21 protein-coding genes are annotated in these 22135 nt (G+C 64.1%); 14 read left to right on the forward strand and 7 right to left on the reverse strand.

Annotated features, from left to right (window positions below):
* Window positions 1–212 precede the first annotated feature (212 nt).
* The 10 genes from PQR42_RS02445 to PQR42_RS02490 all read left to right on the forward strand — a co-directional run bounded on the left by PQR42_RS02445 (window position 213) and on the right by PQR42_RS02490 (window position 8958).
* Entirely contained in the window at window positions 213–1088 is an 876-nt protein-coding gene (locus PQR42_RS02445; RefSeq protein WP_408387537.1) for a LysR family transcriptional regulator, read from the forward strand.
* 118 nt (window positions 1089–1206) lie between these two features.
* Complete coding sequence (locus PQR42_RS02450; protein ID WP_408387538.1) at window positions 1207–2454, forward strand: D-amino acid dehydrogenase; 1248 nt, start codon at window positions 1207–1209, stop codon at window positions 2452–2454.
* A 55-nt stretch (window positions 2455–2509) separates the two neighbouring features.
* Window positions 2510–3406 carry a glutamate/aspartate ABC transporter substrate-binding protein gene (locus tag PQR42_RS02455; RefSeq protein WP_408493552.1) on the forward strand — a complete coding sequence of 299 codons (897 nt, stop codon included), beginning with the start codon at window positions 2510–2512 and terminating at the stop codon, window positions 3404–3406.
* Window positions 3407–3512: 106 nt separating this feature from the next.
* Entirely contained in the window at window positions 3513–4277 is a 765-nt protein-coding gene (locus PQR42_RS02460) for an SDR family oxidoreductase (protein ID WP_408387539.1), read from the forward strand.
* 89 nt (window positions 4278–4366) lie between these two features.
* Window positions 4367–4579 (forward strand): oxidoreductase-like domain-containing protein, encoded by a 213-nt coding sequence (locus tag PQR42_RS02465; protein ID WP_408211165.1) that lies wholly within the window; start codon window positions 4367–4369, stop codon window positions 4577–4579.
* Between the two features lie 54 nt (window positions 4580–4633).
* Window positions 4634–5503: an NAD-dependent protein deacetylase gene (locus PQR42_RS02470; protein ID WP_408211163.1), complete on the forward strand. Its 870-nt coding sequence runs from the start codon at window positions 4634–4636 to the stop codon at window positions 5501–5503.
* Window positions 5504–5532: 29 nt separating this feature from the next.
* Window positions 5533–6138, forward strand: a complete 606-nt coding sequence (locus PQR42_RS02475; RefSeq protein WP_408211160.1) for a pyridoxamine 5'-phosphate oxidase family protein — start codon at window positions 5533–5535, stop codon at window positions 6136–6138.
* 25 nt (window positions 6139–6163) lie between these two features.
* Complete coding sequence (locus tag PQR42_RS02480) at window positions 6164–6796, forward strand: DUF938 domain-containing protein (RefSeq protein ID WP_408387540.1); 633 nt, start codon at window positions 6164–6166, stop codon at window positions 6794–6796.
* A gap of 168 nt (window positions 6797–6964) precedes the next feature.
* Window positions 6965–8374 carry an NADP-dependent phosphogluconate dehydrogenase gene (gnd, locus tag PQR42_RS02485; RefSeq protein ID WP_408387541.1) on the forward strand — a complete coding sequence of 470 codons (1410 nt, stop codon included), beginning with the start codon at window positions 6965–6967 and terminating at the stop codon, window positions 8372–8374.
* Window positions 8375–8640: 266 nt separating this feature from the next.
* Window positions 8641–8958 (forward strand): DUF4148 domain-containing protein, encoded by a 318-nt coding sequence (locus PQR42_RS02490; protein ID WP_408387542.1) that lies wholly within the window; start codon window positions 8641–8643, stop codon window positions 8956–8958.
* 152 nt (window positions 8959–9110) lie between these two features.
* On the opposite strand, the gene PQR42_RS02495 is transcribed toward PQR42_RS02490, so the two are convergent.
* Window positions 9111–9842, reverse strand: a complete 732-nt coding sequence (locus tag PQR42_RS02495; protein WP_408387543.1) for a DUF2968 domain-containing protein — start codon at window positions 9840–9842, stop codon at window positions 9111–9113.
* Between the two features lie 176 nt (window positions 9843–10018).
* Entirely contained in the window at window positions 10019–10339 is a 321-nt protein-coding gene (locus PQR42_RS02500) for a hypothetical protein (RefSeq protein WP_054041885.1), read from the reverse strand.
* Between the two features lie 252 nt (window positions 10340–10591).
* Between PQR42_RS02500 and PQR42_RS02505 the strand changes: the two genes are divergently transcribed.
* The 3 genes from PQR42_RS02505 to ltaE all read left to right on the forward strand — a co-directional run bounded on the left by PQR42_RS02505 (window position 10592) and on the right by ltaE (window position 12980).
* Complete coding sequence (locus PQR42_RS02505) at window positions 10592–10903, forward strand: cupin domain-containing protein (RefSeq protein WP_012427812.1); 312 nt, start codon at window positions 10592–10594, stop codon at window positions 10901–10903.
* Window positions 10904–11058: 155 nt separating this feature from the next.
* Window positions 11059–11826 (forward strand): peptidoglycan DD-metalloendopeptidase family protein, encoded by a 768-nt coding sequence (locus tag PQR42_RS02510; RefSeq protein ID WP_408211148.1) that lies wholly within the window; start codon window positions 11059–11061, stop codon window positions 11824–11826.
* A gap of 146 nt (window positions 11827–11972) precedes the next feature.
* On the forward strand, window positions 11973–12980 hold the full coding sequence (gene ltaE / locus PQR42_RS02515; RefSeq protein WP_408211145.1) for a low-specificity L-threonine aldolase: 1008 nt from the start codon (window positions 11973–11975) through the stop codon (window positions 12978–12980).
* Between the two features lie 87 nt (window positions 12981–13067).
* On the opposite strand, the gene PQR42_RS02520 is transcribed toward ltaE, so the two are convergent.
* A complete protein-coding gene (locus tag PQR42_RS02520) occupies window positions 13068–14435 on the reverse strand; it encodes an MFS transporter (RefSeq protein ID WP_408387640.1) in 1368 nt (455 codons plus the stop codon).
* Window positions 14436–15162: 727 nt separating this feature from the next.
* Between PQR42_RS02520 and PQR42_RS02525 the strand changes: the two genes are divergently transcribed.
* The gene (locus PQR42_RS02525) at window positions 15163–17616 is read left to right on the forward strand and encodes a glycogen/starch/alpha-glucan phosphorylase (RefSeq protein WP_408211139.1); all 2454 of its coding nucleotides are present in this window, start codon (window positions 15163–15165) and stop codon (window positions 17614–17616) included.
* A 91-nt stretch (window positions 17617–17707) separates the two neighbouring features.
* Here PQR42_RS02525 and PQR42_RS02530 read toward each other — a convergent pair whose 3' ends face one another.
* The 4 genes from PQR42_RS02530 to PQR42_RS02545 all read right to left on the reverse strand — a co-directional run bounded on the left by PQR42_RS02530 (window position 17708) and on the right by PQR42_RS02545 (window position 21927).
* Window positions 17708–18799, reverse strand: coding sequence for a hypothetical protein (locus tag PQR42_RS02530; RefSeq protein ID WP_408387544.1), 1092 nt, complete (start codon window positions 18797–18799; stop codon window positions 17708–17710).
* A gap of 254 nt (window positions 18800–19053) precedes the next feature.
* The gene (locus PQR42_RS02535; RefSeq protein ID WP_408211135.1) at window positions 19054–19416 is read right to left on the reverse strand and encodes a hypothetical protein; all 363 of its coding nucleotides are present in this window, start codon (window positions 19414–19416) and stop codon (window positions 19054–19056) included.
* A gap of 166 nt (window positions 19417–19582) precedes the next feature.
* Entirely contained in the window at window positions 19583–19972 is a 390-nt protein-coding gene (locus tag PQR42_RS02540; protein WP_408211132.1) for a DUF6232 family protein, read from the reverse strand.
* Window positions 19973–20517: 545 nt separating this feature from the next.
* Window positions 20518–21927: a hypothetical protein gene (locus PQR42_RS02545; RefSeq protein WP_408387545.1), complete on the reverse strand. Its 1410-nt coding sequence runs from the start codon at window positions 21925–21927 to the stop codon at window positions 20518–20520.
* Window positions 21928–22135: the final 208 nt, after the last annotated feature.

Raw genomic sequence — 22135 nt, forward strand, 5'->3', positions numbered from 1 at the left:
CTTCCTCCTTCCTGGGAAGGCCTTGAATCGCGCGCGTGGCGCGCAACAGCAAACGATACCATTGATGCGCGCCGCGACGCGCCCGCCGACAGGAACGGCAAATAATGAAAGCGCGCTGAAAGACGTTATGCTTCGCGACGGCCGGGCCTTCGGGACGGCCGCTCGTTCAACTCACCGTGCTCAATTCGCCGGTTCGTGCCGGTCATGCGTCCATGCGTTTGCGTCACATCGAAATCTTTCACGCCATCATGCGCACGGGGTCGCTGTCGAAAGCGGCGGAACTGCTGTGCGTGTCGCAGCCCGCCGTGAGCAAGGCGCTCGCGCACGCCGAGCGCAGCCTCGGCTTCGGTTTGTTCAATCGTGTGCATGGCCGCTTGCAGCCGACGCGTGAAGCGGAGTTGCTGTTCTCCGAATCGCAGAAGCTGCAGGCGAATCTCGACGGCATTCGCCATCTGGCGCGCAATCTCGCGTTGCAGCCGGAGGGGCATTTGCGCATCGGCTGTCTGCCGAGTCTCGGGCTGAGTCTGATTCCTCCGGCAGTGCAGGCGTTTCGCCGCGCCTATCCGTGCGTATCGCTGAAGATTCAGACGCGGCATACGGAGGAGTTGCTGGGCGCGCTGCTCACGCGCGATCTCGATCTAGCGATCGCGCTGAATCCACCGGCACGGCCCGGCGTTACCGCGGTCGAGCTGGGCCGCACGGCGATTGTCTGCGTCTGTCCGCCCGACGATCCCGACGCGCGGCGGCCGATCGATCTTGCGACCTTCCTGGCGCGCGACTGGATCAGCATCGGCAATACCGATCCGCTTGGCGAGCTGATCGGCAATGCGCTCGAAGCGCAGGGTCTCGATGAAAGCGTCGCCACCGTCGAAGCGCAGACCTGGTACGTGGCGCGCGCTCTCGCCGCGCGCGGCATCGGCTATGCGCTGCTCGACGAACTAACGGCGCACAGCGGCGCGGAGCCGGTCGCGATCCGGCCGGTGACGCCCGCGCTGTCGGCGGGCGTGTTCGCGCTGTGGCGCGACGGCGGCATGGACTCGCAGGCCGGCAACGCGTTCCTCGACGTGTTGCGCGGGCCCTTCGCCTGAGCCGTCCCTCGCGTTGGAGCTCTTAACCCTGGGTTATGGAGCCGTGCATCTGCTCATTTGCTGCGGACATTTCGTCGCGCCACACTCACGTGGATGAATCTTCGAAGGCGTGATGTTTATGCGGGTATGTGTACTCGGTGCGGGCGTGGTGGGTTTGACGAGCGCCTATCAACTGGCGCGCGACGGCCACGAGGTGACCATTCTCGAAGGCCGCGACGGCGCCGCGCTCGAAGCTAGCTTCGCGAACGGCGGCCAGTTGAGCTATAGCTATGTCGCGCCGCTGGCCGATCCGTCGGTCCTGCCGCATCTGCCCGCATGGCTGCTGCAAAGCGATTCCGCGTTGCGTTTCGTGCCGCGTCTCGATCCGCGGCAGTGGCGCTGGTGCCTGTCCTTTCTGCTTGCCTGCCGCGGCGAACGCGCGAGGCAAACGGCCATCGAAATGCTGCAACTGGGCGCGTTGAGCCGCGCTACGCTGCACGATCTCGTGCAACGCGAAGCGATCGACTTCAACTACGTGCGCAACGGCAAACTCGTCGTGTACCGCGACGCAAATGCGTTTGATGCGGCACGTCGCAAGATGGCCTATCTGCAAACGGCCGGCTCCGATCAGCGTGCGCTGGACGCCGCCGCCTGCGTGGCGCTGGAGCCGGCTCTCGAACGCGCACAGCCGTTGCTGGCGGGCGGAATTCACACGCCGTCGGAAGAAGCGGGAGATTGCCACCGCTTCAGTGTCGCGCTCGCCAACGTGCTGAAAACGCGCTACGGCGTGACGATTCGCTACGACATGCCGGTGCACTCCGTTGTCACCGAGCGCGGGGCGGCGGTCGCTGTGCGCACGCCGCACGGCGATGTCAGCGCGGACGCCTTCGTGGTCGCGTTGGGCAACGGCAGCGCGCCGTTGTTGCGCACGCTCGGCGTGCGACTGCCGATGTATCCGCTCACCGGCTACAGCCTCACCATTCCCGGTGCGCCCGGCCAGGCGCCGCGCGTGAGCGTGACCGATCTGCATCGCAAGGTGGTATACGCGCCGCTCGGCGAGCGTTTGCGGATTGCCGGCATGGTCGAAATCGCCGGCATGCATGTCGCGCAACGCGAGCGGCGCCTGGCCTTGCTCAAACGCCAGGCGCAGGAGATTTTCCCGGAGGCCGGCGACTACGCGAAGGCGCAGACCTGGTGCGGCCATCGGCCGGCCACGCCGGACAGCAAGCCGCTCATCGGCGCCACGCCTTATCGCAACCTGTGGCTCAACACGGGACACGGCGCGCTCGGCTTCACGCTGGCTTGCGGCAGCGCGCGTGTGATCGCGGATGCGATCGCGCGCCGCGCGCCGCCGCTCGACCTCGGCGCCTATGCATGGCAGCGCTAGCGCGCCGCATGAATCACTTCGTCACTACAACCCCCGTTACACGAAAGGAGACGTCATGAAACTCGCTGTAGCCCTCACCACGATCGCCATCGCCACGACGCTTGCCGGCACCGCGCGAGCCGAGGAGTCAAGCGCCACGCTGAAAAAGATCCGCGATACCGGCGTGATTTCGCTCGGCGTGCGCGAATCGTCGGTGCCGTTCTCTTACTACGATGAACAGCAGCAGGTGATCGGCTACTCGCAAGCCATCGCGCTGAAGATCGTCGACGAGGTGAAGAAGGAACTGAACCTGCCGAATCTGAAAGTGAAGGAAGTGCCGATCACGTCGCAAAACCGCATTCCGCTGGTGCAGAACGGCACCATCGATATGGAATGCGGCTCGACCACGCACACCAAAGACCGCGACAACCAGGTCGCGTTCTCGAACAGCTTCTTCCAGTACGGCGTGCGCATGATCGTGAAGAAAAGCTCGGGCGTGAAGGACTTTCCCGATCTCGCCGGCAAGACCGTGGTGACCACGGCGGGCACGTCCGAGGAACGGCTCTTGCGGCAGATGAACAACGAGAAGGGCATGAACATGCGCCTGATCAGCGCGAAAGACCACGCGGAATCGTTCCTCAATGTGAAGACCGGCCGCGCCGTGGCATTTGTGATGGACGATCCGCTGTTGTATGGTGCTAAAGCCAAAGAGGCGGACGCGGACGACTACCTGATCACCGGCACCTCGCCGATGTCCGAAGTGTATGGTTGCATGTTCCGCAAGGAGGACCCGGGCTTCAAGAAACTCGCCGACGGCGTGATCGCCCGGCTGCAAACTTCGAGCGAGGCCGCAACCATGTACCGGAAGTGGTTCACGCAGCCCATTCCGCCGAAGGGCATCAACCTGAACTATCCGCTGTCGGCGGATATGAAGTCGCTGTTCGCGAACCCGAACGACCGCGCGCTGGATTGAGCGCTCACTGAGCGTTTCCCGTGGCGCTTTCCACGCCGTCCGGTCCTGGAAGTTCGCGCGCAGCGGTCTGCACCATGCATCGACTGCACAAACGAGGAGACGTGCCGTGACGGAAACGGGAATCAAGAAGGTCGCGCTGGTGACGGGCGCGGGCAGCGGGATCGGTCGCGCGTGCGCGCTCAAGCTGCTGGAACACGGCTATAGCGTCGTGCTGGCCGGCCGTCGTCAGGCGCCGCTCGACGCCGTCGTTCAGGAAGCGCAGCAACTCGGCGGCGACGCGCTCGCCGTGGCGTGCGACGTCACGAACGCCGACAGCGTCGCCGCGTTGTTCGAGACGATCCGCGCGCGCCGCGGCCGGCTCGACGTGCTGTTCAACAACGCGGGCCGCAACGGTTCGCCGGTCGATATCGACGAACTCGATATCGACGAATGGCGCTCGGTGGTCGACACCAATCTCACCGGCGTGTTCCTGTGCACGCGCGCGGCCTTCGGTCTGATGAAAACGCAGAGCCCGCGCGGCGGGCGCATCATCAACAACGGTTCCATCTCGGCGCATGCGCCGCGGCCGAACAGCGTTGCCTATACCGCGACCAAGCACGCCATCACCGGGCTCACGAAAGCCGTGTCGCTCGACGGCCGCAAATACGACATCGTGTGCGGTCAGATCGACATCGGCAATGCCTCGACGGAAATGGCCGAACGCATGGCGCGCGGCGTGCCGCAGGCGAACGGCGAGATCGCGGTCGAGCCGCTGATGGACGTTCAGCATGTGGCGGACGCCGTGCTGCACATGGCGGAACTGCCGCTCTCGGCGAACGTGCAATTCATGACGATCATGGCGAGCAAGATGCCGTTCGTCGGCCGGGGTTGACGAACTCACGCGCGTCGGACGCAAAGAGCAGGCCGCACGAGATCAACTTATACTGGTCGCTTCCCCGCCTTGATGGAACGCGATTCGCCGTGCCCCGAGCCACACCGAAGGACGACCCGCAGCCGGTGCCGCCCGTGCAGCCCGATCTCGACGACTGTTGTCATAGCGGCTGCAATCCGTGTGTGTTCGATCTCTACGACGACGCGCTCGACCGTTATCGAACCGCGCTGGCCGAGTGGCAAGCGCGGCAGGCGCAGCACAAGACGGCAACGCGGCAGAGCAAGCCGCGTTCGCACCGTTGAACGGCGCTCGAGATTTCGCCTTGAGACCGCCGCAGCCCTTCACCATGCCCCGTCATGACCGACCTTCAGTCCGCGCCTCTCGAACCCCTGAATGAATCGCATACGCTGGACGACCTGCATCGCTTCGTGCAGCGTTATCCGCGGCTGTTCGTGCTGACCGGCGCGGGCATCAGCACCGACTCCGGCATTCCCGGCTACCGCGACGACAACGGCGAATGGAAACGCTCGCCGCCCATCACGGTGCAGGAGTTTCTCGGCACGCTCGCCATGCGCCAGCGCTACTGGGCGCGCAGCATGGTCGGCTGGCCGGTGGTCGCGCACGCGCAGCCCAACGCCGCGCATACGGCGCTGGCCCGGCTCGAAGCGGCCGGCCACGTGCCGACGCTGGTGACGCAGAACGTCGACGGCCTGCATCAGCGGGCGGGCAGCCGCGAGGTGATCGAGTTGCATGGCGGCATCGACGGCGTGACGTGTCTTGATTGCGGCATGCACCACTCGCGCGCGTCGATCCAGCAGACGCTTGAAGCAGAGAATCCGGCGCTCGTCGACGTGACCGCCGAAACCGCCGCCGATGGCGACGCGCATCTCGAGTGGCACGATCTTGGCGGCTTCCGCATTCCGGCATGCTCGAACTGCGGCGGTTTGCTGAAGCCCGCGGTGGTGTTTTTCGGCGAAAGCGTGCCGAAGGAGCGCGTGGAGGCGGCCTCGCACGCGCTCGACGCGGCGGACGCCGTGCTGGTGGTCGGCTCGTCGCTGATGGTCTACTCCGGCTATCGCTTTTGCGTGTGGGCGCAGAAGCTGGGCAAGCCGGTGGTCGCGATCAATCTGGGGCGCACGCGCGCCGATCCGCTGCTATCGCTGAAAATCGCCGCCCCGTGCGCCGAGACGCTGACCGCGCTGGCCGGCCGGCTGGCGCTGGATTGAACGGCCACACCAACAAAAAAGGAATGCCGATGTTGACGACGATCGCACAGCTCGAAGCCCTCTACGGCCAGCCGCATGAGCGCGCCGTGCGCAAAGAGATTCCCTACATCAACGAAGACTATCGCGCGTTCATAGAAGTCGCGCCGTTCGTCGTGCTCGCCACCGCCGGCCCGGAAGGGCTCGATTGTTCGCCGCGCGGCGACGCGCCGGGTTTCGTGCGCATCGTCGACGAACGCACGCTCGCGCTGCCGGATCGGATCGGCAACAATCGCCTCGACAGTCTGCGCAATATCATCGTCGAGCCGCGTCTAGCGCTGCTCTTCATCATTCCTGGCGTCGGCGAAAGTTTGCGCGTGAACGGCCGCGGCCGTATTACCAACGATCCGCAATGGCTGGACAGTTTCGCCGTCGAAGGTAAACTGCCGCGCACCGTGCTGCTGATCGACGTGGACAGCGTCTACTTTCACTGCTCGAAAGCATTGGTGCGCTCGAAACTGTGGGACCCGGCGCATCACGTCCAACGTTCGCGGCTGCCGAGCGCGGGCGAGATTCATCGGCGCATCAACGGCGCGCAGTTCGACGCGGCCACCTACGATCGCGAACTCGCCGAACGCGTGCGCACGACCCTGTACTGAAACCGAAGCTGAACCGAAGCTGAACATGACAGATTCCCAACCGGCGTTGCGGCAACATTCGCCATCCGCTGAACGCAACCGCGAACCGATCCTCGCGGTGCTGCGCACGGCGCTGCCGACGACCGGCCGTGTGCTCGAAATCGCCAGCGGCACCGGCCAGCACGCGATCTGCTTTGCCCGCGCCATGCCCGGACTCGACTGGCAACCGAGCGACGCCGATGCCGGCGCGCGTGATTCGATTGCCGCGTGGACCGCGCACGAGGGGCTCGCGAACGTGCGCGCGCCGCTCGCGCTCGACGTGCATCAGCCGGACTGGGGCGTGGACACGCTCGACGCCGTAGTCTGCATCAACATGATTCACATCTCGCCGTGGAGCGCGGCGCAGGCGCTGTTCGCAGGCGCGAGCCGCCGTCTCGTCGATGGCGGTGTACTGTATCTCTACGGTCCGTACAAACGCGGCGGAGCGCATACTTCTCCGAGCAACGACGCATTCGATCAGCAGTTGCGCGGTCGCGATCCGGAATGGGGCGTACGCGACATGGAAGTCGTGGTGGCGTTGGGCGATTCAGTCGGACTCGTGTGCGACGAGCCGATCGCGATGCCGGCCAACAATTTCAGTCTGGTGTTCAGGAAACGCGCGGCCGCGGCGCGGGTCTGACGAAGGTTAAACGCGGGTTCAGCGCAGATTCAACACAGCGAAAAGCGCCGCCCGTTGTCCGCCAACGAGCGGCAAGCTGGCATTTCTTTTATTCTTTCACCCTCGACGTCGCGCCGACGTTCTTTCCGGCGCGGCGCTACGACATTTTTTGGACTCTGGAGAATTCACATGGGCAAACAGGCAATCGGCGTGGTGGGGCTGGCGGTCATGGGCCGTAATCTGGCGCTCAACATCGAGAGCCGCGGCCACGCGGTGTCGGTGTACAACCGTAGCCGCGAGAAAACCGACGAACTCATCGCCGAATATCCGGACAAGAAGTTGGTGCCGGCCTTCACGCTGGAAGAATTGGTGGAGTCGCTGGAAAAGCCACGCCGCATTCTGCTGATGGTCAAGGCAGGTGAGGGCACCGACGCCACGATCAACCAGTTGAAACCGCTGCTGGACAAGGGCGACATTCTGATCGACGGCGGCAACACGCATTTCACCGACACCATCCGCCGCAATCAGGATCTCGCGAAGTCGGGACTGCACTTCATCGGCACGGGCGTGTCGGGCGGCGAGGAAGGCGCGCTGAAAGGTCCGTCGATCATGCCGGGCGGCCAGCGCGACGCGTACGACCTCGTGGCCCCGATCCTCACGGAAATCGCCGCGAAGGCGCCGGACGGCGAGCCTTGCGTCGCCTACATGGGACCGGACGGCGCGGGCCACTTCGTGAAGATGGTGCACAACGGCATCGAGTACGGCGACATGCAACTGATCGCGGAAAGCTACGCGGTGCTCAAGCAGGTAGTCGGGTTGTCGAACGAAGAACTCGGCAAGGTCTATACCGAGTGGAATCAGGGCGAGCTCGACAGCTATCTGATCGAAATCACCTCGAAGATTTTCAGCAAGAAAGATGACGAGACCGGCAAGGATCTGGTCGACGTGATCCTCGATCGCGCAGCGCAGAAGGGCACCGGCAAATGGACCAGCCAGAATGCGCTCGACCTCGGCGCGCCGCTGCCGCTGATCACGGAAGCCGTGTTCGCGCGCGTGCTGTCGTCGCTGAAGACGCAGCGCGTGGCCGCGAGCAAGGTGCTGGAGGGCCCGGCGGCCAAGCCGCTCGGGGCCGAGCGCGACGCCTTCATCGAATCGGTACGCCGCGCGCTCTACTTCAGCAAGGTGATTTCGTACGCGCAAGGCTTCGCGCAACTGCGCGCGGCGTCGGAAGAATACAAGTGGGATCTGGACTACGGCACGATCGCGAAGATTTTCCGCGCCGGCTGTATCATCCGCGCCCGCTTCCTGCAAAAGATCACGGACGCTTATACGAAGGACAAAGCGATCGCCAATCTGCTGCTCGATCCGTATTTCCGCGACATCGCGAAGAACTACCAGTCGGCTTTGCGCGAAGTGGTGATTGCGGCGATCAACGCGGGCGTGCCGGTGCCGGCTTTCGCGTCGGCCATCGCGTATTTCGACGCGTATCGCTCGGAACGCCTGCCGGCAAATCTCGTGCAGGCGCAGCGCGATTTCTTCGGCGCGCATACGTTCGAACGCATCGACAAGCCGGGCAGCTTTCACGCGAACTGGAGCTGAGCGTTTGAATCGCGGCCCGGCGCACCCTTGCAGTAAGGCGCGCCGGGCTGTGAAAACGCTTCAAATCAAGACAGTGAATTATTGCCGAAAGCTGTCGTGCAGATAACAGGGCGGTGCGACACTCCGCCTACTGTTGCGAAATTCGAAATAGAGTTTCGTTGTTTTAGGGGTTTCCCCTAGGTGTCGACACTCCTAAACTTCTATTTAAGCGCTACGGCACAACAAGCCCACAGCGAATTAAAAAACAAGTTCTGGAGGTTTACATCATGAAGGCTCTTATCTCTGCAGTTGTCGTCGCCGCCGCTCTGGCCGCTCCTGTCGCTTCGTTTGCTCAATCGAATCAGCCGGTTACGCGCGCTCAAGTCCGCGCTGAACTGGTTCAACTGGAAAAGGCCGGCTACAACCCGGTGGGCGATCACGTCGATTACCCGGCTAACATCCAGGCCGCCCAAGCGCGCGTCGATGCTCAAAACGGCACCGCCCAGGCTGTCAGCAGCGGCTACGGCGCACCGATCGCCGGCAGCTCGCAAGCTGGCCGTCCGGTGAGCGGCAACGACCGTAACTCGGTCTACTTCGGCAACTAATTTGCGCCGAAGCTGATGGAAACGCCGCCTGACTCACAGGCGGCAAGCAAATAAAAACGCCGTCCGGATTGCCGGGCGGCGTTTGTCGTTTACGGCGTGGTTCGGGCGCCGGCATCTGACACGAGGTCGGTGCGCACTCGTCGACGCGCTCTTCAACGATTCGGCAAATGCGGAATCGCTTCGTTGCTCGTCAGATTGAGCTGATGAATCTGCCGATGCGCCTTGTTCAGATGCGCCTGCGCGGCCACGCGCTGCGCTTCCAGTTGCGACACTTCCTTGCGCACCTGATGCTGCCGGTTCGACACCGTCTGCTCGTGCGTGCCGCGCCGTTGCAGATCGCTGCGCAGCCGTTCGGCCTGGGCCTCGGAGCGCGCGATCATGCGCGCGAGCTGTTCGTTCTGCGCCTCGAGTTGGGCGCGGCGGGTTTCGCCGTCCGCGAGCCGCGTCGCCTGCTCCTCGAAATGATGGAAGGCGGTTTGGGCGGCTTCGAGATCGGTGGCCTTCAGCGCGCGCCACAGCGAGCCGTCCTCATACAGGGCGACGTAGTAAGTCAGTTCCTTCGCATGGAAGAGCAGGCTGACCGAATAGTCGAAGCTGCGGAACACGCGAAACGGTGTCAACGCTTCCTCTTCGGCGAGCCATTCGACTTCGGCGATGTCGGCGATCTGCACGCCGCGCACGCCGACCTGTGCCGGCACCACCGGCACCGGCCGCAAGGTGCTCACCGGACGAACCGGCCTTGGCGATGCGGCATCGGCCGCGCCGGCCAGCGGCGCCGGTTCGTTGTCGTCGGGCGATAAGGGATCGGAAGCGCTCTCGCGCACGTCCTGCACGAGATGCGACGGGCCTGCCAGCACATTGTGGCGGTTCAGGAGACTTTTCACGGCGGTCCTCCGGTTGAGTCGCCCGAAATCTGCAGACGGCGGCGACACTGAAGCGTGCCGGTTAGTCTGGCAGGCGAGCGGTGAGCGAAACTTGGCGGACCGGCGGCGTCGGTGAACGGGCGCCGGGGGTGCGCGGCAATACGGATGCAATCCGGATGCAATCCGCGTGCGTGGCTCTAATGCAGCGTGCGATGCCGGCGGCCGATTTCATCGAATAATGCGCGGCTGGGTTCGAGGGCAAGCAGCCAGGATTCGTCGTAGCCGCTCAGATTGTCGAGCGCCTCGCGCAGCCGCTCGATCGCCAACGCGGGAATCTCGACGCTTGCCTCCACGCCGCTCGACAATCCCGCAATGCTGGCCAGTTGGACGAGGGCGTCGGCGGCTTCGGCCACGTCGGCGGCGAAAACGAGATGCGTGTTCAGCAACTCGACCAAACCGGGCGACGCCGCGACATCGTCGACGTTGAGCTGTACGGCCAGGAACGTGGCTTTGTTCATTCTCAACTCCCTTGCAGAATCAGTCGTTTTGCTTACGGCGCGTCAGGGCAGCATGACTGAGTATAGGCGAGGGCTCCAAGGATTCAATGCTCACACAAATCGGCCGCGCGGCCTGCTGGCGACGGGCGAGCGGACCAGCGCACCTATAATGGGGCCAGCCGGGATGCGATTCGGCCAAGCCTTGGCGGCTCGTCATGCCTGATGGAGCGTATGACTGGCCGGCGTCGTTTCTTTCTCAACTGCCTCGTGACCATGAAGATCATTCGCAGCAAGAATTTCACCGCCACGCGCGCCTGGGGCGCGCTCGATATCGCCAACATGGGCGGCATTACGACGCGTCTGCATTGGACCGATCAGCCTTATAAATGGCACGTCAACGACGGCGAGGAAGTGTTCGCCGTGCTCGATGGCCGCGTCGAGATGCGGTATCGCGAAGGCGGCGTCGAACAATCGGCCATTCTGGAGACCGGCGACGTGTTCTACGCTTCGGTCGGCACCGAACACGTGGCACATCCGATCGGGGCGGCGCGCATTCTGGTGGTCGAGGCGGAAGGCAGCGTCTGAATGTTGGCGGACGGCCGATGCCATGCCGGCGCGGTTGTCGACGCGCGCGGCGGCATAATGGATAACCGTCGCCGCGCCCTCGAGACGAGCGGCACGGCAAATGCTTGGGCATCGATTGAATCCGATTGACTGAACAAAGTGTCGAGGAAAATCACATGACAAGACCATGGCAATTGACGGGGACCCGGTTGCTGGCAGCGGCCGCGCTCGGCGTGATGGTCAGCGGCTGCACGACGATGCCGTGGGAGAGCACGCCGTTTTACAGCAACACGCCTTCCGGCCCGACCACGCTCAGCACGGTGCCTGTTCCCGCCGGTTTCTACCGCGTCAATCCGGGCGATACGATCGGCGGGATTGCGTCGGCATACGGCCGCAAACCGCAGGAGATCGCGGCGTGGAACGGCCTTGCGGTCAACGCCGCCGTGACGCCGGGGCAAGTGCTGCGAGTGTCTCCGCCGATGGCCTCGGGCAGCGTCGTGACGCCGCCGGTCGCAGTCGGGCCGAACGGTCCCGCTACGCCCGGCGCGCCCACGGCATCCGCCGGGCCGCAGCAAGGCGTGTTGCAATGGCCGGTGCGCGGTCCGATCCTGAAAGCCTTCGCGCCGGGTAAATCGAACGGCATTGTGATTGGCGGCCGGCCGGGCGATCCGGTCAAGGCGGCCGCCACCGGCCGGGTGGTCTACGCCGGCACGGGTATCGAGGCGTACGGCCCGCTCATCATCATCAAGCACGACGACTCGTTGATCACCGCCTACGGGCAGAACAGCACGCTGCTCGTCAAGGAGGGCGACGCGGTCGCGCAGGGGCAAACCATCGGTGAAGTCGGGGTGGATAGCCGAGGTGTGGCGTCGATCCAGTTCGAGGTCCGCCAGAACGGCCAGCCGGTCGATCCGCTCGCGTGGCTGCCCAGGTCGGGCGGCTGAGGCTTCTTTTTAGCGCGATTTCAGCGCCGCGTTAATTGAATATACTGTGTGGCTAAACTGCCGGCGCCGTGTCCGCCCGTCGATGCCGACGGCGCGGTGCGACCGGCTGTCGTAGGCTGTCATTCACAGACGCACAGGGACACACAATGATCGATTTGCGCAGCGATACCGTAACCCGTCCAACCCCGGCGATGCTCGCGGCCATGTCGGCCGCCGAAGTAGGCGACGACGTCTGGGGCGACGACCCCACCGTGTTGCGTTTGCAGGCCACGCTCGCCGAACGCACCGGCAAGGAGGCGGGCCTGTTCTTCCCGAGCGGCACGCAGAGCAACCTGGCGGCCTTGATGGCCCACTGCGCGCGTGGCGACGAATACATCGTCGGCCAGTTGGCGCATACCTATAAGTATGAAGGCGGCGGCGCGGCGGTCCTCGGCAGCATCCAGCCGCAGCCGCTCGAAAATGCCGCCGACGGCTCGATCCCGCTGGAGAAGATCGCCGCGGCGATCAAGCCCATCGACAACCATTTCGCGCGCACGCGGCTGCTGGCGCTGGAAAACACCATCGGCGGCAAGGTGCTGCCGGCGGGGTATGTCGCCGAGGCGGTGCAACTCGCGCGTCAGCACGGCCTGTCCGCTCACCTCGACGGCGCGCGGGTCTACAACGCGGCAGTCGCGTCGGGCAAGCCGGTTGCGGCGTTGTGCGAGCCGTTCGATTCGGTCTCGGTCTGTTTTTCGAAGGGATTGGGCGCGCCGGTCGGCTCGGTGCTGGTCGGCAGCCACGCGCTGATCGACGTGGCGCACCGCTGGCGCAAGGTGCTGGGCGGCGGCATGCGTCAGGCCGGCGTATTGGCGGCGGCTTGTCTCTACGCGCTGGATCACAACGTCGAGCGCCTCGCCGACGACCACGCGCACGCCGCGCATCTGGCAGCGGGTCTGGAAGCCATCGATCAGGTCAAGGTGCAGTCGGTTGCCACCAACATGGTGTTCGCGCAGTTTCCGCAGCAGCACTGCGCGCCGCTCGAAGCGTGGCTCAAGGAGCGCGGCATTCTCACGCAGATGCTGTACGCATCGCGATTCGTGACGCATAAGGACGTGTCGCGTGGGGATATCGATACGTTTATCGCCGCGGTGAAGGGGTATTTCGCGGCGCGGTGAGGTTTGGGTCGATTACCGAACAAAAGCAGCAACGAAAATCAGCAAAAACAAAGCGGACGCACTGTCACCCCGGCGCGCCCGCTTTTTTCATTTCATCGACGCTTTCGCATGCACGCCCGACCGATGCGACGGCGCGAACAACCGCAGGCCGCTCGCCAGGCTCGCCGCGCCCGCGAAGAACGCGCCGGTGCTCAGCGCGAGCGTCGGCCCATGCCGGCCGGCAATCCCGAAGCTCAACGCGACCAGCGCCGCGCCGGTGGTCTGCCCAAGCAGCCGCGCGGTCGCGACGATGCCGCTTGCGCCGCCGCTGCGCTCGGGCGGCGCGCTCGCCATCAGCGCTTTCAGATTCGGCGACTGGAAGAAGCCGAAGCCCGCGCCGCAAATCGCCATGCGAATGCCGATGTCGAGAACATGCGGATGCACCGGCAGAAGCGCCAGCGACGCCATTCCCGCCGACATCACCGCGAGACCGATCGCGCCGAGCAGTCCCGGCGGATAGCGGTCGGACAGACTGCCCGCCAGCGGCGCGGCCAGCGCGACCACCACGGGCCACGGCGTCATCAGAAAGCCGGTTTCGACCTGGCTGCGATGCAGCACGTCCTCGAAGTAGAACGGCAGCGAGACGAACGCCAGCCCCTGCGCGGCGAACGAGCACACGGCCGTCACCGCCGACAACGCGAATACCGGCCGCTTGAACAGATCGACGGGCAGCATCGGCGCGGGGTGGCCCGCTTCGCGGCGAATCAGCAGCAGCCCGAACACCAGCGCGATCGCCGCCGCGCTCAGCACCAGTTGTGTCGAGGCGCGCTGGGCCGCCTCGCCGAGCGCGAAGATCAACGCGGCGAAGGTGATGACGTTCAGGAGCGCCGCGCCCGGATCGAAGTTGTGCTTGCCGCGCTCGGTGTGCGGCAACGCCGGCCAGGCGAAGCCCAACGCCAGCAGCCCGAGCGGCACGTTGACCGCGAACAGCCAAGGCCACGCGGCCACGGAGAGAATCAGCGACGCCACCGTCGGCCCGACCGCGAACGACACGCCGACGATCAGCGCGTTGGTGCCGAGACCGCGTCCGAGCCGGTGCGGCGGATACAGATAACGGATCAGCGCGGTATTCACGCTCATGATCGCGCTCGCGCCGAGGCCTTGCAGGACGCGCGCGGCGGCCAGCAGCGGCAGCGTCGAAGCCAGTGAGCACGCCAGCGACGCCAGCGTGAACAGCGCAATGCCGCCGATATAGATTCGCCGATGCCCGACGATATCGCCGAGCGCGGCGAGCGGCAGGAGCGTCGCGACCATCGCGAGCTGATACGCATTGATGATCCACACCGACGCCGCCGGCGCCGCATGCAGGTCCGCGGCGATGGCGGGCAGTGCGGTGTTGGCGATGGCGGTATCGAGCGTGGCGAGCGCGACGGCGAGCATGATCGCGGCCATCGCGCGGCGGTTGGCGGCGGACATCGGGACGTCCGCGGGGAAGGGGTGGGCGGCGGTGGCGCTGGGTTTGTCGGACAAGGCGGTGGCTCGTCGGGTTGAGCATGCCCGCGTGCAGCCGGACGAGTCGAGGCGCGCGAGTGGCAGGAGTTGCGTGGCGTGTGGCGCGTGTGGCCTGAATCCAGCGTTTGACGCGTTTCAGGCGGGGCGCGCGACGAATGTAGTGATTGTTACAGAGACGCGGAAATCGTGCTGGGACGCGGGCGGAGAGGGCGCTGATCATGCCGTTATGAATGCAACTAACGGTCAAGCCCGCGCGCCGGCCGCGAACTGGCGCGCGCTCGTGTTGTCACACGCCACTCCGGCACAACCGCTTAGCAGACGAGGCGCTTCGATTTGACCACGCACCGGGCCCATCGGCTCTTTCATCCGCGCGTCACGCGGCGAAAAAATAATGGCGTTGCCTTCTATTCAGTGCGCATCGGGCGCTTCGCAATCGTTTGCCTGTTTTGCGGAACCGATGCACGCGCACAGTGCCGCGCACACGTGGCTTGCACCTCGCGCGTGCGAAAAAGTGGCGCACCGGCTGATGTCAGCGGGCATGGCATGTGCGTAACCAAGCGCTCGCGCCCGCCAGTGTCCGGTGGCCGTAAAATGTCGTACTCTGTTTCTTAACCCGCCTGACCGGCACGCGCCTCCCGCCCGTCATCTGTGCGGTTCGCGTATGTCGCGTCTTTTTTCCCCGGAGGCTTCGATGACAGCCGTCGATCTGGAATTCGACCAGCTCAACAGTACCGTCGACGCGCTACGGCGCTCAATTTCCAATCGCATGATGTACGGCGTCGGCAAGGACGCCGTCACCGCGCATCCACATGACTGGCTGCACGCCGCGGCGCTCGCCGTGCGCGACCGGCTGGTCGCGCGCTGGATGAAGACCACGCGCCTGCAATACGAACAGGACGTGAAACGCGTCTATTACCTGTCGATGGAGTTCCTGATCGGCCGGACGTTTACGAACGCCTTGCTCGCTCTCGGCATTCATGACCAGATGAAGGAAGCGCTGGCGAGTCTCGGCGTGGATATGGACGCGCTCACCGATATCGAGCCGGACGCCGCGCTCGGCAACGGCGGCCTCGGCCGGCTCGCGGCCTGCTTTCTCGATTCGATGGCGACGCTCGGCATTCCGGGCTTCGGCTACGGCATCCGCTACGAATACGGCATGTTCCGTCAGCAGATTGTCAACGGCGAGCAGGTCGAGGCGCCGGACTACTGGCTGCGCGCGGGTAATCCGTGGGAGTTTCCGCGTCCCGAGATCAAGTACATGGTGCACTTCGGCGGCCGCACGGTGCAGCGTGGCGAACATGTCGAGTGGATCGACACGGAGCACGTGAACGCCACTGCGTACGACACCGTCATTCCGGGTTACGCAACGGACGCGACCAACACGCTGCGCCTGTGGTCCGCGCGCGCGACCGAGGAACTCGATCTCGGCGCGTTCAATCGTGGCGACTACCGCAACGCGGTCGACACGAAGAACATGTCGGAGAACGTCTCGCGTCTGCTATATCCGGACGACTCGACCCAGGCCGGCCGCGAGCTGCGTCTGCGGCAGGAATACTTTTTCGTTTCGGCGACCATGCAGGATCTGATTCGCCGCTATCAGCGCACGCACAGCACCTTCGGGCGCTTCTCCGAAAAAGTGGCGGTGCATCTGAACGATACGCACCCCGTGCTGGCGATTCCCGAGCTGATGCGTTTGCTGGTGGACGTCCACCATCTGCAGTGGGACAAGGCATGGAAGCATGTCACGCAAATCTTCTCGTACACGAATCACACGTTGATGCCCGAAGCGCTCGAAACGTGGGACGTGGAGATGCTCGCGCGGCTGTTGCCGCGGCACCTCGAGATCATCTTCGAGATCAATGCGCAGTTTCTCAAGCATGTCAGCGAGCAATCGGGTCATGACGCCGAGATGATCCGCCGCATTTCGCTCGTCGACGAATATGGGCAGCGGCGCGTGCGCATGGCGTATCTGGCGATCGTCGCGAGCCACAAGGTGAACGGCGTGTCGAAGCTGCATTCGCAACTGATGACGCGCGATATCTTCGCCGACTTCGCGCGCATCTATCCGGACCGCTTCACCAATGTCACCAACGGCATCACGCCGCGCCGCTGGCTCGCGCAGGCGAGTCCGTCGCTGTCGTCGCTGATCGATCAGCAGATCGGCAAACACTGGCGCAGCAATCTGTTCGAACTGGAGCAACTGCGCAACCTGCGCACCGACAGCGGCTTTATCGAGGCCTTCCGCGAAGCGAAGCGGCAGAACAAACTGCGGCTCGTGCACCGTCTCGCGCATCACACGAAACTGCATTTCGATCCGGATGCGCTGTTCGATCTGCAGGTCAAGCGCATTCACGAATACAAGCGGCAGCTGCTCAACGTGTTGCACGTGATCGTGCGCTACAACCAGATTCGCGCGAATCCCGAACTCGACTGGGTGCCGCGCGTGGTGCTGTTCGCCGGCAAGGCCGCGTCCGCGTACCGGATGGCGAAGACGATCATCAAGCTGATCGGTGACGTCAGCGAGAAGGTCAATCACGATCCGCTGGTCGGCGATCGCCTGAAGGTGGTGTTCGTCCCGAACTACGGCGTGAGTGTGGCGGAACTGATCATTCCGGCCGCCGATCTGTCGGAGCAGATTTCGATGGCCGGCACGGAAGCGTCGGGCACCGGCAACATGAAGCTCGCGCTCAACGGCGCGTTGACGATCGGCACGATGGACGGCGCGAATATCGAAATCTGCGACGCGGTGGGCCGCGAGAACATCTTCATCTTCGGCCACACCGCCGACGAAGTGGACAGCTTGCGCGCCAGCGGCTACCGGCCGCGGCAAATCTACGAAGAGAATGCGGAGCTGCGCATGGCGCTCGACCAGATCCGCACGGGCTTCTTCTCGCCGGACGATCCGCTGCGCTTCTCGGATATCTTCCACACGCTGGTTGATTGGGGCGATCACTACATGGTGCTCGCCGATTTCGCGGCGTTCGCCAAGGCACAGGACGAAGTGGACGCGCGCTTCGTCGACAAACGCGCGTGGGCCGAAAGCGCGATCGAGAATGTGGCGGGCATGGGACAGTTTTCGTCGGATCGTACGATCGGCGAATATGCTCGCAACATCTGGCATGTGAATCCGCTGAATATCGAATAGCGGACGACTGCTTCGTTTCAGTCTCGACGTGGAAAGGCCGTGCGATTGCGGGTGAATCGCACGGCCTTTTCAATGACTGCCGCCGCAACGCTTACTGCGCGAACTTCTCGACCTCGTTCGCGGCACGCAGGCCAATCTGGCCATGCGGGAAGTCGAACAGCACGTCGATATTCTGCATGCCCATCAGGCCGATCACGATGCGGTCGGCGCCCGGTTTCGTCTTGACGATCGTCACTTGCGCGCCTTCATAGCGATGCACCCATTTGCCTGAGCCGACCGCCGCGTTGTAGTTGCCCTGGTTGAGCACCTTGCCTACGTCGTCGTCGCCGGTCCAGTTCGGCGCCTTGTCCATTTCGACGCGGATCATGTCGGTGCTGGCCGTGGCGAACACCAGCGGCGCGCAAAAGGTCATCTTGTCGCCGACGTTGACGCAGCCTCTCGGCCATTGCGCCGTGCCGTCTTGCAGGACGGTCATCGGCACCATCGTGTAGTCCTTCGTGATCGCGCTCGACGGGCTCAGCACCAGGTAAGGTTTCGCAAAGTTCGAGTGCACCAGATAGCGCTGGCCGATATTGCCGGGCAACGCGCGCAGCGGTTGCGTGCAGCACGTGTCGTCCGGTTGCGCCGCGCCGATGCCGAACAGACCCGAGAACGCCCAGCCGAATTCACCGGTGTAGCCGTCCATGCCCACGCAGCGCCGGGCGTTGGGCTGGCAGTTCACCAACTCGACGGCTTGCGCGTCGATCTGCGCCGGCTTCGTGCCCGCGAGGCTCATCGGCAGTTTCACGGCCGCGCCGGAGACTTGCGCGCCGTTCGCCAACGGCAGCGAACTCACCGGACCGGCGTTCGGATAGCTGGTGGCCGGCAGGACCGACTTCAGCACGCGCACGCCTTGCGTGCCCGTGTCCAGTGCGACATACACAGGCTTGCCATCGAGTTGGACCGGCAGGCCGAGGCGCGCGTGACCCGCGTCGACGCGCTCCACTTGTAGCGGAATCAGCAGGCCGTCCTGGCCGCCGGTGATCAGGGAGGCGGTCGGCGCGGGCGGCGTGGGCGTCGGGAAGGTCACGGCGCAGCCGCTGAGTGCGGCGAGCGCCCCAGTCAGGACGAGCGCGGCCGCGCCGAAACGACGCCGGTTGGGGCGTAAATGCCGGCGCGCGGCATCGAGAGACGACAGGAACATAGATCACACGCTTTGCAAAAAGGCGGGTCCCTGACGAAGGCGAGGCATCGCACGCTGCGAGGCGGACAGCACGAGCGGCAATCTCGCTGGATTGGCCGCGGCGTGAGCAGTGAAACCGGGACGCTTGCGAACCTGCGGGAGGGAACACGCGATAACAGGAGCGGCGACTCTACATGGCCGCTCGAGTGCAATTGCAAAGATGTGTGAAGGCGCGGGCGCGGCGGGCAACCGGCCCGTGCAAGTGTCGATCTGGATCAATAGTCGCGCGGACGCCGGATCACGGTTGATTGCGCGCGGCCGAGCGTGGCGCGATCGAGTTTGACGGTCAGCAGGCCGATCACGTCTTCGAGAGTGCGCGAGGTGACTTCGACGCGGAAGGTGACGCGCTCGCGTTGCTGGTCGATGGTGACGACATAGAGACGCAGGTCGTCGCCGAGCGCGGCGTGCAACGCGCGCCGCCCGTTTGCCGACGACGTGCCGGGCACGGTGACGTCGATAATGATGAGTGGCACGACGATATGCGTGCGGCGAGCCATGCGTGGCGCTTGCGGCGTGCGCTGGGTGCGCGAGGAGGTGCGCGTGATGGGAAGATCGGACGTAGCGGCGGACGGGAGCATAAGGTTGCGCCGACCCGGCGGGCGGCGCGCGTTGTTGATACCCGTCCACTCTAGCGACGCGCGTCTCAAGGAGGCGCAAAAGCTGCCGCGCGGCGAATCAAAATTGTGTTAACGCGCGGACTGTGTGTGGCAGTGGTACTGTGGCAAACAGCGGCGAACCGCGGCATCAAACCTTCGGCGCCGCGGCTGCGGCTTTCGCCTCGTTCACGGCGACGGCGACGCGTTCGACGAACTCGCGATCGACGCTCATCAGCGCTTCGCGATCGCCGTTCGCCGTCTGCACCATCAGACGGTGCGTGATGTCCTGGGTTAGCCAGGTGAGCCAGCCGACCACGGCCAGCATCGTGCCGCACACCATGCCGACCGGCGAGCGCCATATCGCGCCGACAATAACGCCGGCGATGCCGAGCAGTGAAATCGTGAGCGGCAAGACCTTGTTCTTCGGCACGGTGACGACCCGCACGTCCACGATATCGCGCAGCGGAAAGACCTGGCCGGCGGACGAGAGTGCGTTGCGCGTGACCGACACGCCACGATCATTGAAAGGGGTTTCCATCGAGTCGAATGCAAGCGGTGGCGAAGGGCGCAGGGTAACAGATGTGGCGTGAGCGGACCAACCTTTCGAATCGTAGCCAGACTGTCCACCGATTCCGTCGATTACTGCGATGGGCCGATACGCGCCGCTTCTGACTTGTTCACTTTTGCAGCGCGCGGTAAGGATAGTGTGTGGTTCTGCGGATTCGCGCGGCCTCGAGCGTTACCCGAAGCCGCGCGTCGCTCACGCGGTGCTGAACTAACGTGCGCTTTGATTCTGGAGGCGGCGCCGTTGTGGCTATCGCGTCCGGTTCATTCGCTCGATCAGCCTTCCGCGGCGTCAGCTCCGGAAGCATCCTGCTGGTCGTCGACGTACTGGGTTGCGTTCAGGGTCGTCTGACTGTCGGCGCCGGAATCCGTGTCGTCCGTTTGCGTTGAGGTACTTCCGGATGCAACGGCCGTATCCTGTTGCGAGCCACCACCGCTCGCCGGCTGCCTCCCGGCAACGGCGGGCGCCGGACCGGCTGGCTGCTCCTGCGGACTGGATGCCTCGATGCCTTTACCCAGCTAACTCTGTACTGGAGCCGCTGCGCCTTTAGGCGTTGCCGCACCCGTCGGTGGAGCGGTGTAATTCGGCCCCGCGTTGCCGTTTCTGTCGACAACATGGCCGACTCGCGAACCATCGGCATTGAACGCCGTCACCAGCCGGCTGCCGTCTTTGTTGTACTGAACCGCCAACGTATTCTTGCCTGCCGCGTTGAAGTCAGCCGACAACTTGGGGTTTCCATCGCGATCGTACTGGAACTCCGCACGGACGCGGCCCTGTGTGTCGAAGTTGAACACCGTGTGACCGCCGTCCGGCGTCCTGGCGTCCTGAACTGTGGAGTAGCCCGTGTCCGGGTCCAGATAATTCGCGTGGGTCTTTCGGTCCTTTGCGTCGTAATCCACAATCTGCGTGTTGTGGTTGTCGGCGTTGAACGACGTGGCTTGCGCCGAGCCGTCGCTCGCGTAATTGCGCACCGTGCCGGACCTGTCTGCCTGGAAATCGGCATGTTCGGTTTTATGTCCGTCCTGGTTCTTGACGTCGACCGAATAGCCGCCATCCTGATTGTGCTTATAAACCGCCGCGGAAGTTACCTTGCCCTTGTCGTCCAGTACCTCCGAAGACTGGATCTTTCCTTCAGAGAAGGTCTGCCTGGCCAGGTTGCCGGACTGCCAGTTTTCCGTCATCTGATTGATGTCACCCTTGTCGTCGCCCTCAAATGTGACCTCTTTCGGACGTCCGGGTACAGGCGCCGGCACGCCGCTGGAATCGCCGTAATACTGATAGTAACTTTTCTCAGGTGCGTTGCTGGGAACTTCATTGACGTAGTCGTTCATTCCGGTAACGATAAGATGGTTGCGATCCACTGCGTCTGATTTTCCGCCGATGAGATCGGCAGTATGCTGATCATCGAGCTTCTGTTGGAGATTATCTCCGCCCAGGAAGATTCGGGTTCCGGGCGCGTTGGGCGTGGCGGTGTTCTTTTCGACCTCTTGTTGCACCTGCCAGTTGTTGGCGACTGCTTCTCCTTCCGCATGCGCCCCGGTTAGCGCCGCTACGTTATAGGCGTTGGGGTCACGCGGATTGACCTCGTACCGGGACCTGAACGTTTTATCGTTCGCCTGATTGTCGTAATGACCGAATTCGTGCGACAGGGAGCCCACGAGTACACCAGCGCTCCCCGACGAATGAATATCCTGGCCGACCACAATACGTTTCTCGGCTTGCCCCTCGAAATAGGTGCCGTTGCCCTTGCCCAACGCCATCGGCTTCAACTTGTCCGAACTCACGTCGGCGCCATAGTGCTGTAATTGGGACTGCAGTGTCGGACTTGCGTTGACGAGCCCGATTGCTTCGGGCGTGGGTTGTACGTCGCCCCAATACGATTCCTGTCCGGTAATCGGCCGCGTTCCAACACTCGTGTTCAATGCCATATTCACTCACTCTTGGATGATTGAGATGCGCGTCGCGTTCTGCTGATCTGCATGCGCGACACGCGGGAGTGCCGCGTGGTAGATGCGGCAAGAGAGAGTGTGTCGGTCCGCATTGCGAGCAGGTGGTGATAGCTCACTCAACGCTGAGCGAGCGCTTCGCGCCAAAGCGCGGCGTTGGGCGCAGCGTAGTGACAGCGTTCGAGCAGCG

This window comes from Paraburkholderia sediminicola (assembly GCF_046027355.1).
Classification (GTDB): Bacteria; Pseudomonadota; Gammaproteobacteria; order Burkholderiales; family Burkholderiaceae; genus Paraburkholderia; species Paraburkholderia sediminicola_B.

Bases quoted from the DNA above. Each gene is read 5' to 3' on its own strand.
- PQR42_RS02510 (WP_408211148.1), top strand. From the start codon at position 11,059: ATGACAAGACCATGGCAATTGACGGGGACCCGGTTGCTGGCAGCGGCC.
- PQR42_RS02530 (WP_408387544.1), bottom strand. From the start codon at position 18,799: ATGTTCCTGTCGTCTCTCGATGCCGCGCGCCGGCATTTACGCCCCAAC.
- gnd (WP_408387541.1), top strand. From the start codon at position 6,965: ATGGGCAAACAGGCAATCGGCGTGGTGGGGCTGGCGGTCATGGGCCGT.
- PQR42_RS02540 (WP_408211132.1), bottom strand. From the start codon at position 19,972: ATGGAAACCCCTTTCAATGATCGTGGCGTGTCGGTCACGCGCAACGCA.
- PQR42_RS02470 (WP_408211163.1), top strand. From the start codon at position 4,634: ATGACCGACCTTCAGTCCGCGCCTCTCGAACCCCTGAATGAATCGCAT.
- PQR42_RS02500 (WP_054041885.1), bottom strand. From the start codon at position 10,339: ATGAACAAAGCCACGTTCCTGGCCGTACAGCTCAACGTCGACGATGTC.
- PQR42_RS02450 (WP_408387538.1), top strand. From the start codon at position 1,207: ATGCGGGTATGTGTACTCGGTGCGGGCGTGGTGGGTTTGACGAGCGCC.
- PQR42_RS02520 (WP_408387640.1), bottom strand. From the start codon at position 14,435: ATGTCCGCCGCCAACCGCCGCGCGATGGCCGCGATCATGCTCGCCGTC.
- PQR42_RS02490 (WP_408387542.1), top strand. From the start codon at position 8,641: ATGAAGGCTCTTATCTCTGCAGTTGTCGTCGCCGCCGCTCTGGCCGCT.
- PQR42_RS02480 (WP_408387540.1), top strand. From the start codon at position 6,164: ATGACAGATTCCCAACCGGCGTTGCGGCAACATTCGCCATCCGCTGAA.
- PQR42_RS02505 (WP_012427812.1), top strand. From the start codon at position 10,592: ATGAAGATCATTCGCAGCAAGAATTTCACCGCCACGCGCGCCTGGGGC.
- PQR42_RS02545 (WP_408387545.1), bottom strand. From the start codon at position 21,927: ATGGCATTGAACACGAGTGTTGGAACGCGGCCGATTACCGGACAGGAA.
- PQR42_RS02535 (WP_408211135.1), bottom strand. From the start codon at position 19,416: ATGCTCCCGTCCGCCGCTACGTCCGATCTTCCCATCACGCGCACCTCC.
- PQR42_RS02475 (WP_408211160.1), top strand. From the start codon at position 5,533: ATGTTGACGACGATCGCACAGCTCGAAGCCCTCTACGGCCAGCCGCAT.
- PQR42_RS02455 (WP_408493552.1), top strand. From the start codon at position 2,510: ATGAAACTCGCTGTAGCCCTCACCACGATCGCCATCGCCACGACGCTT.
- PQR42_RS02445 (WP_408387537.1), top strand. From the start codon at position 213: ATGCGTTTGCGTCACATCGAAATCTTTCACGCCATCATGCGCACGGGG.
- PQR42_RS02525 (WP_408211139.1), top strand. From the start codon at position 15,163: ATGACAGCCGTCGATCTGGAATTCGACCAGCTCAACAGTACCGTCGAC.
- ltaE (WP_408211145.1), top strand. From the start codon at position 11,973: ATGATCGATTTGCGCAGCGATACCGTAACCCGTCCAACCCCGGCGATG.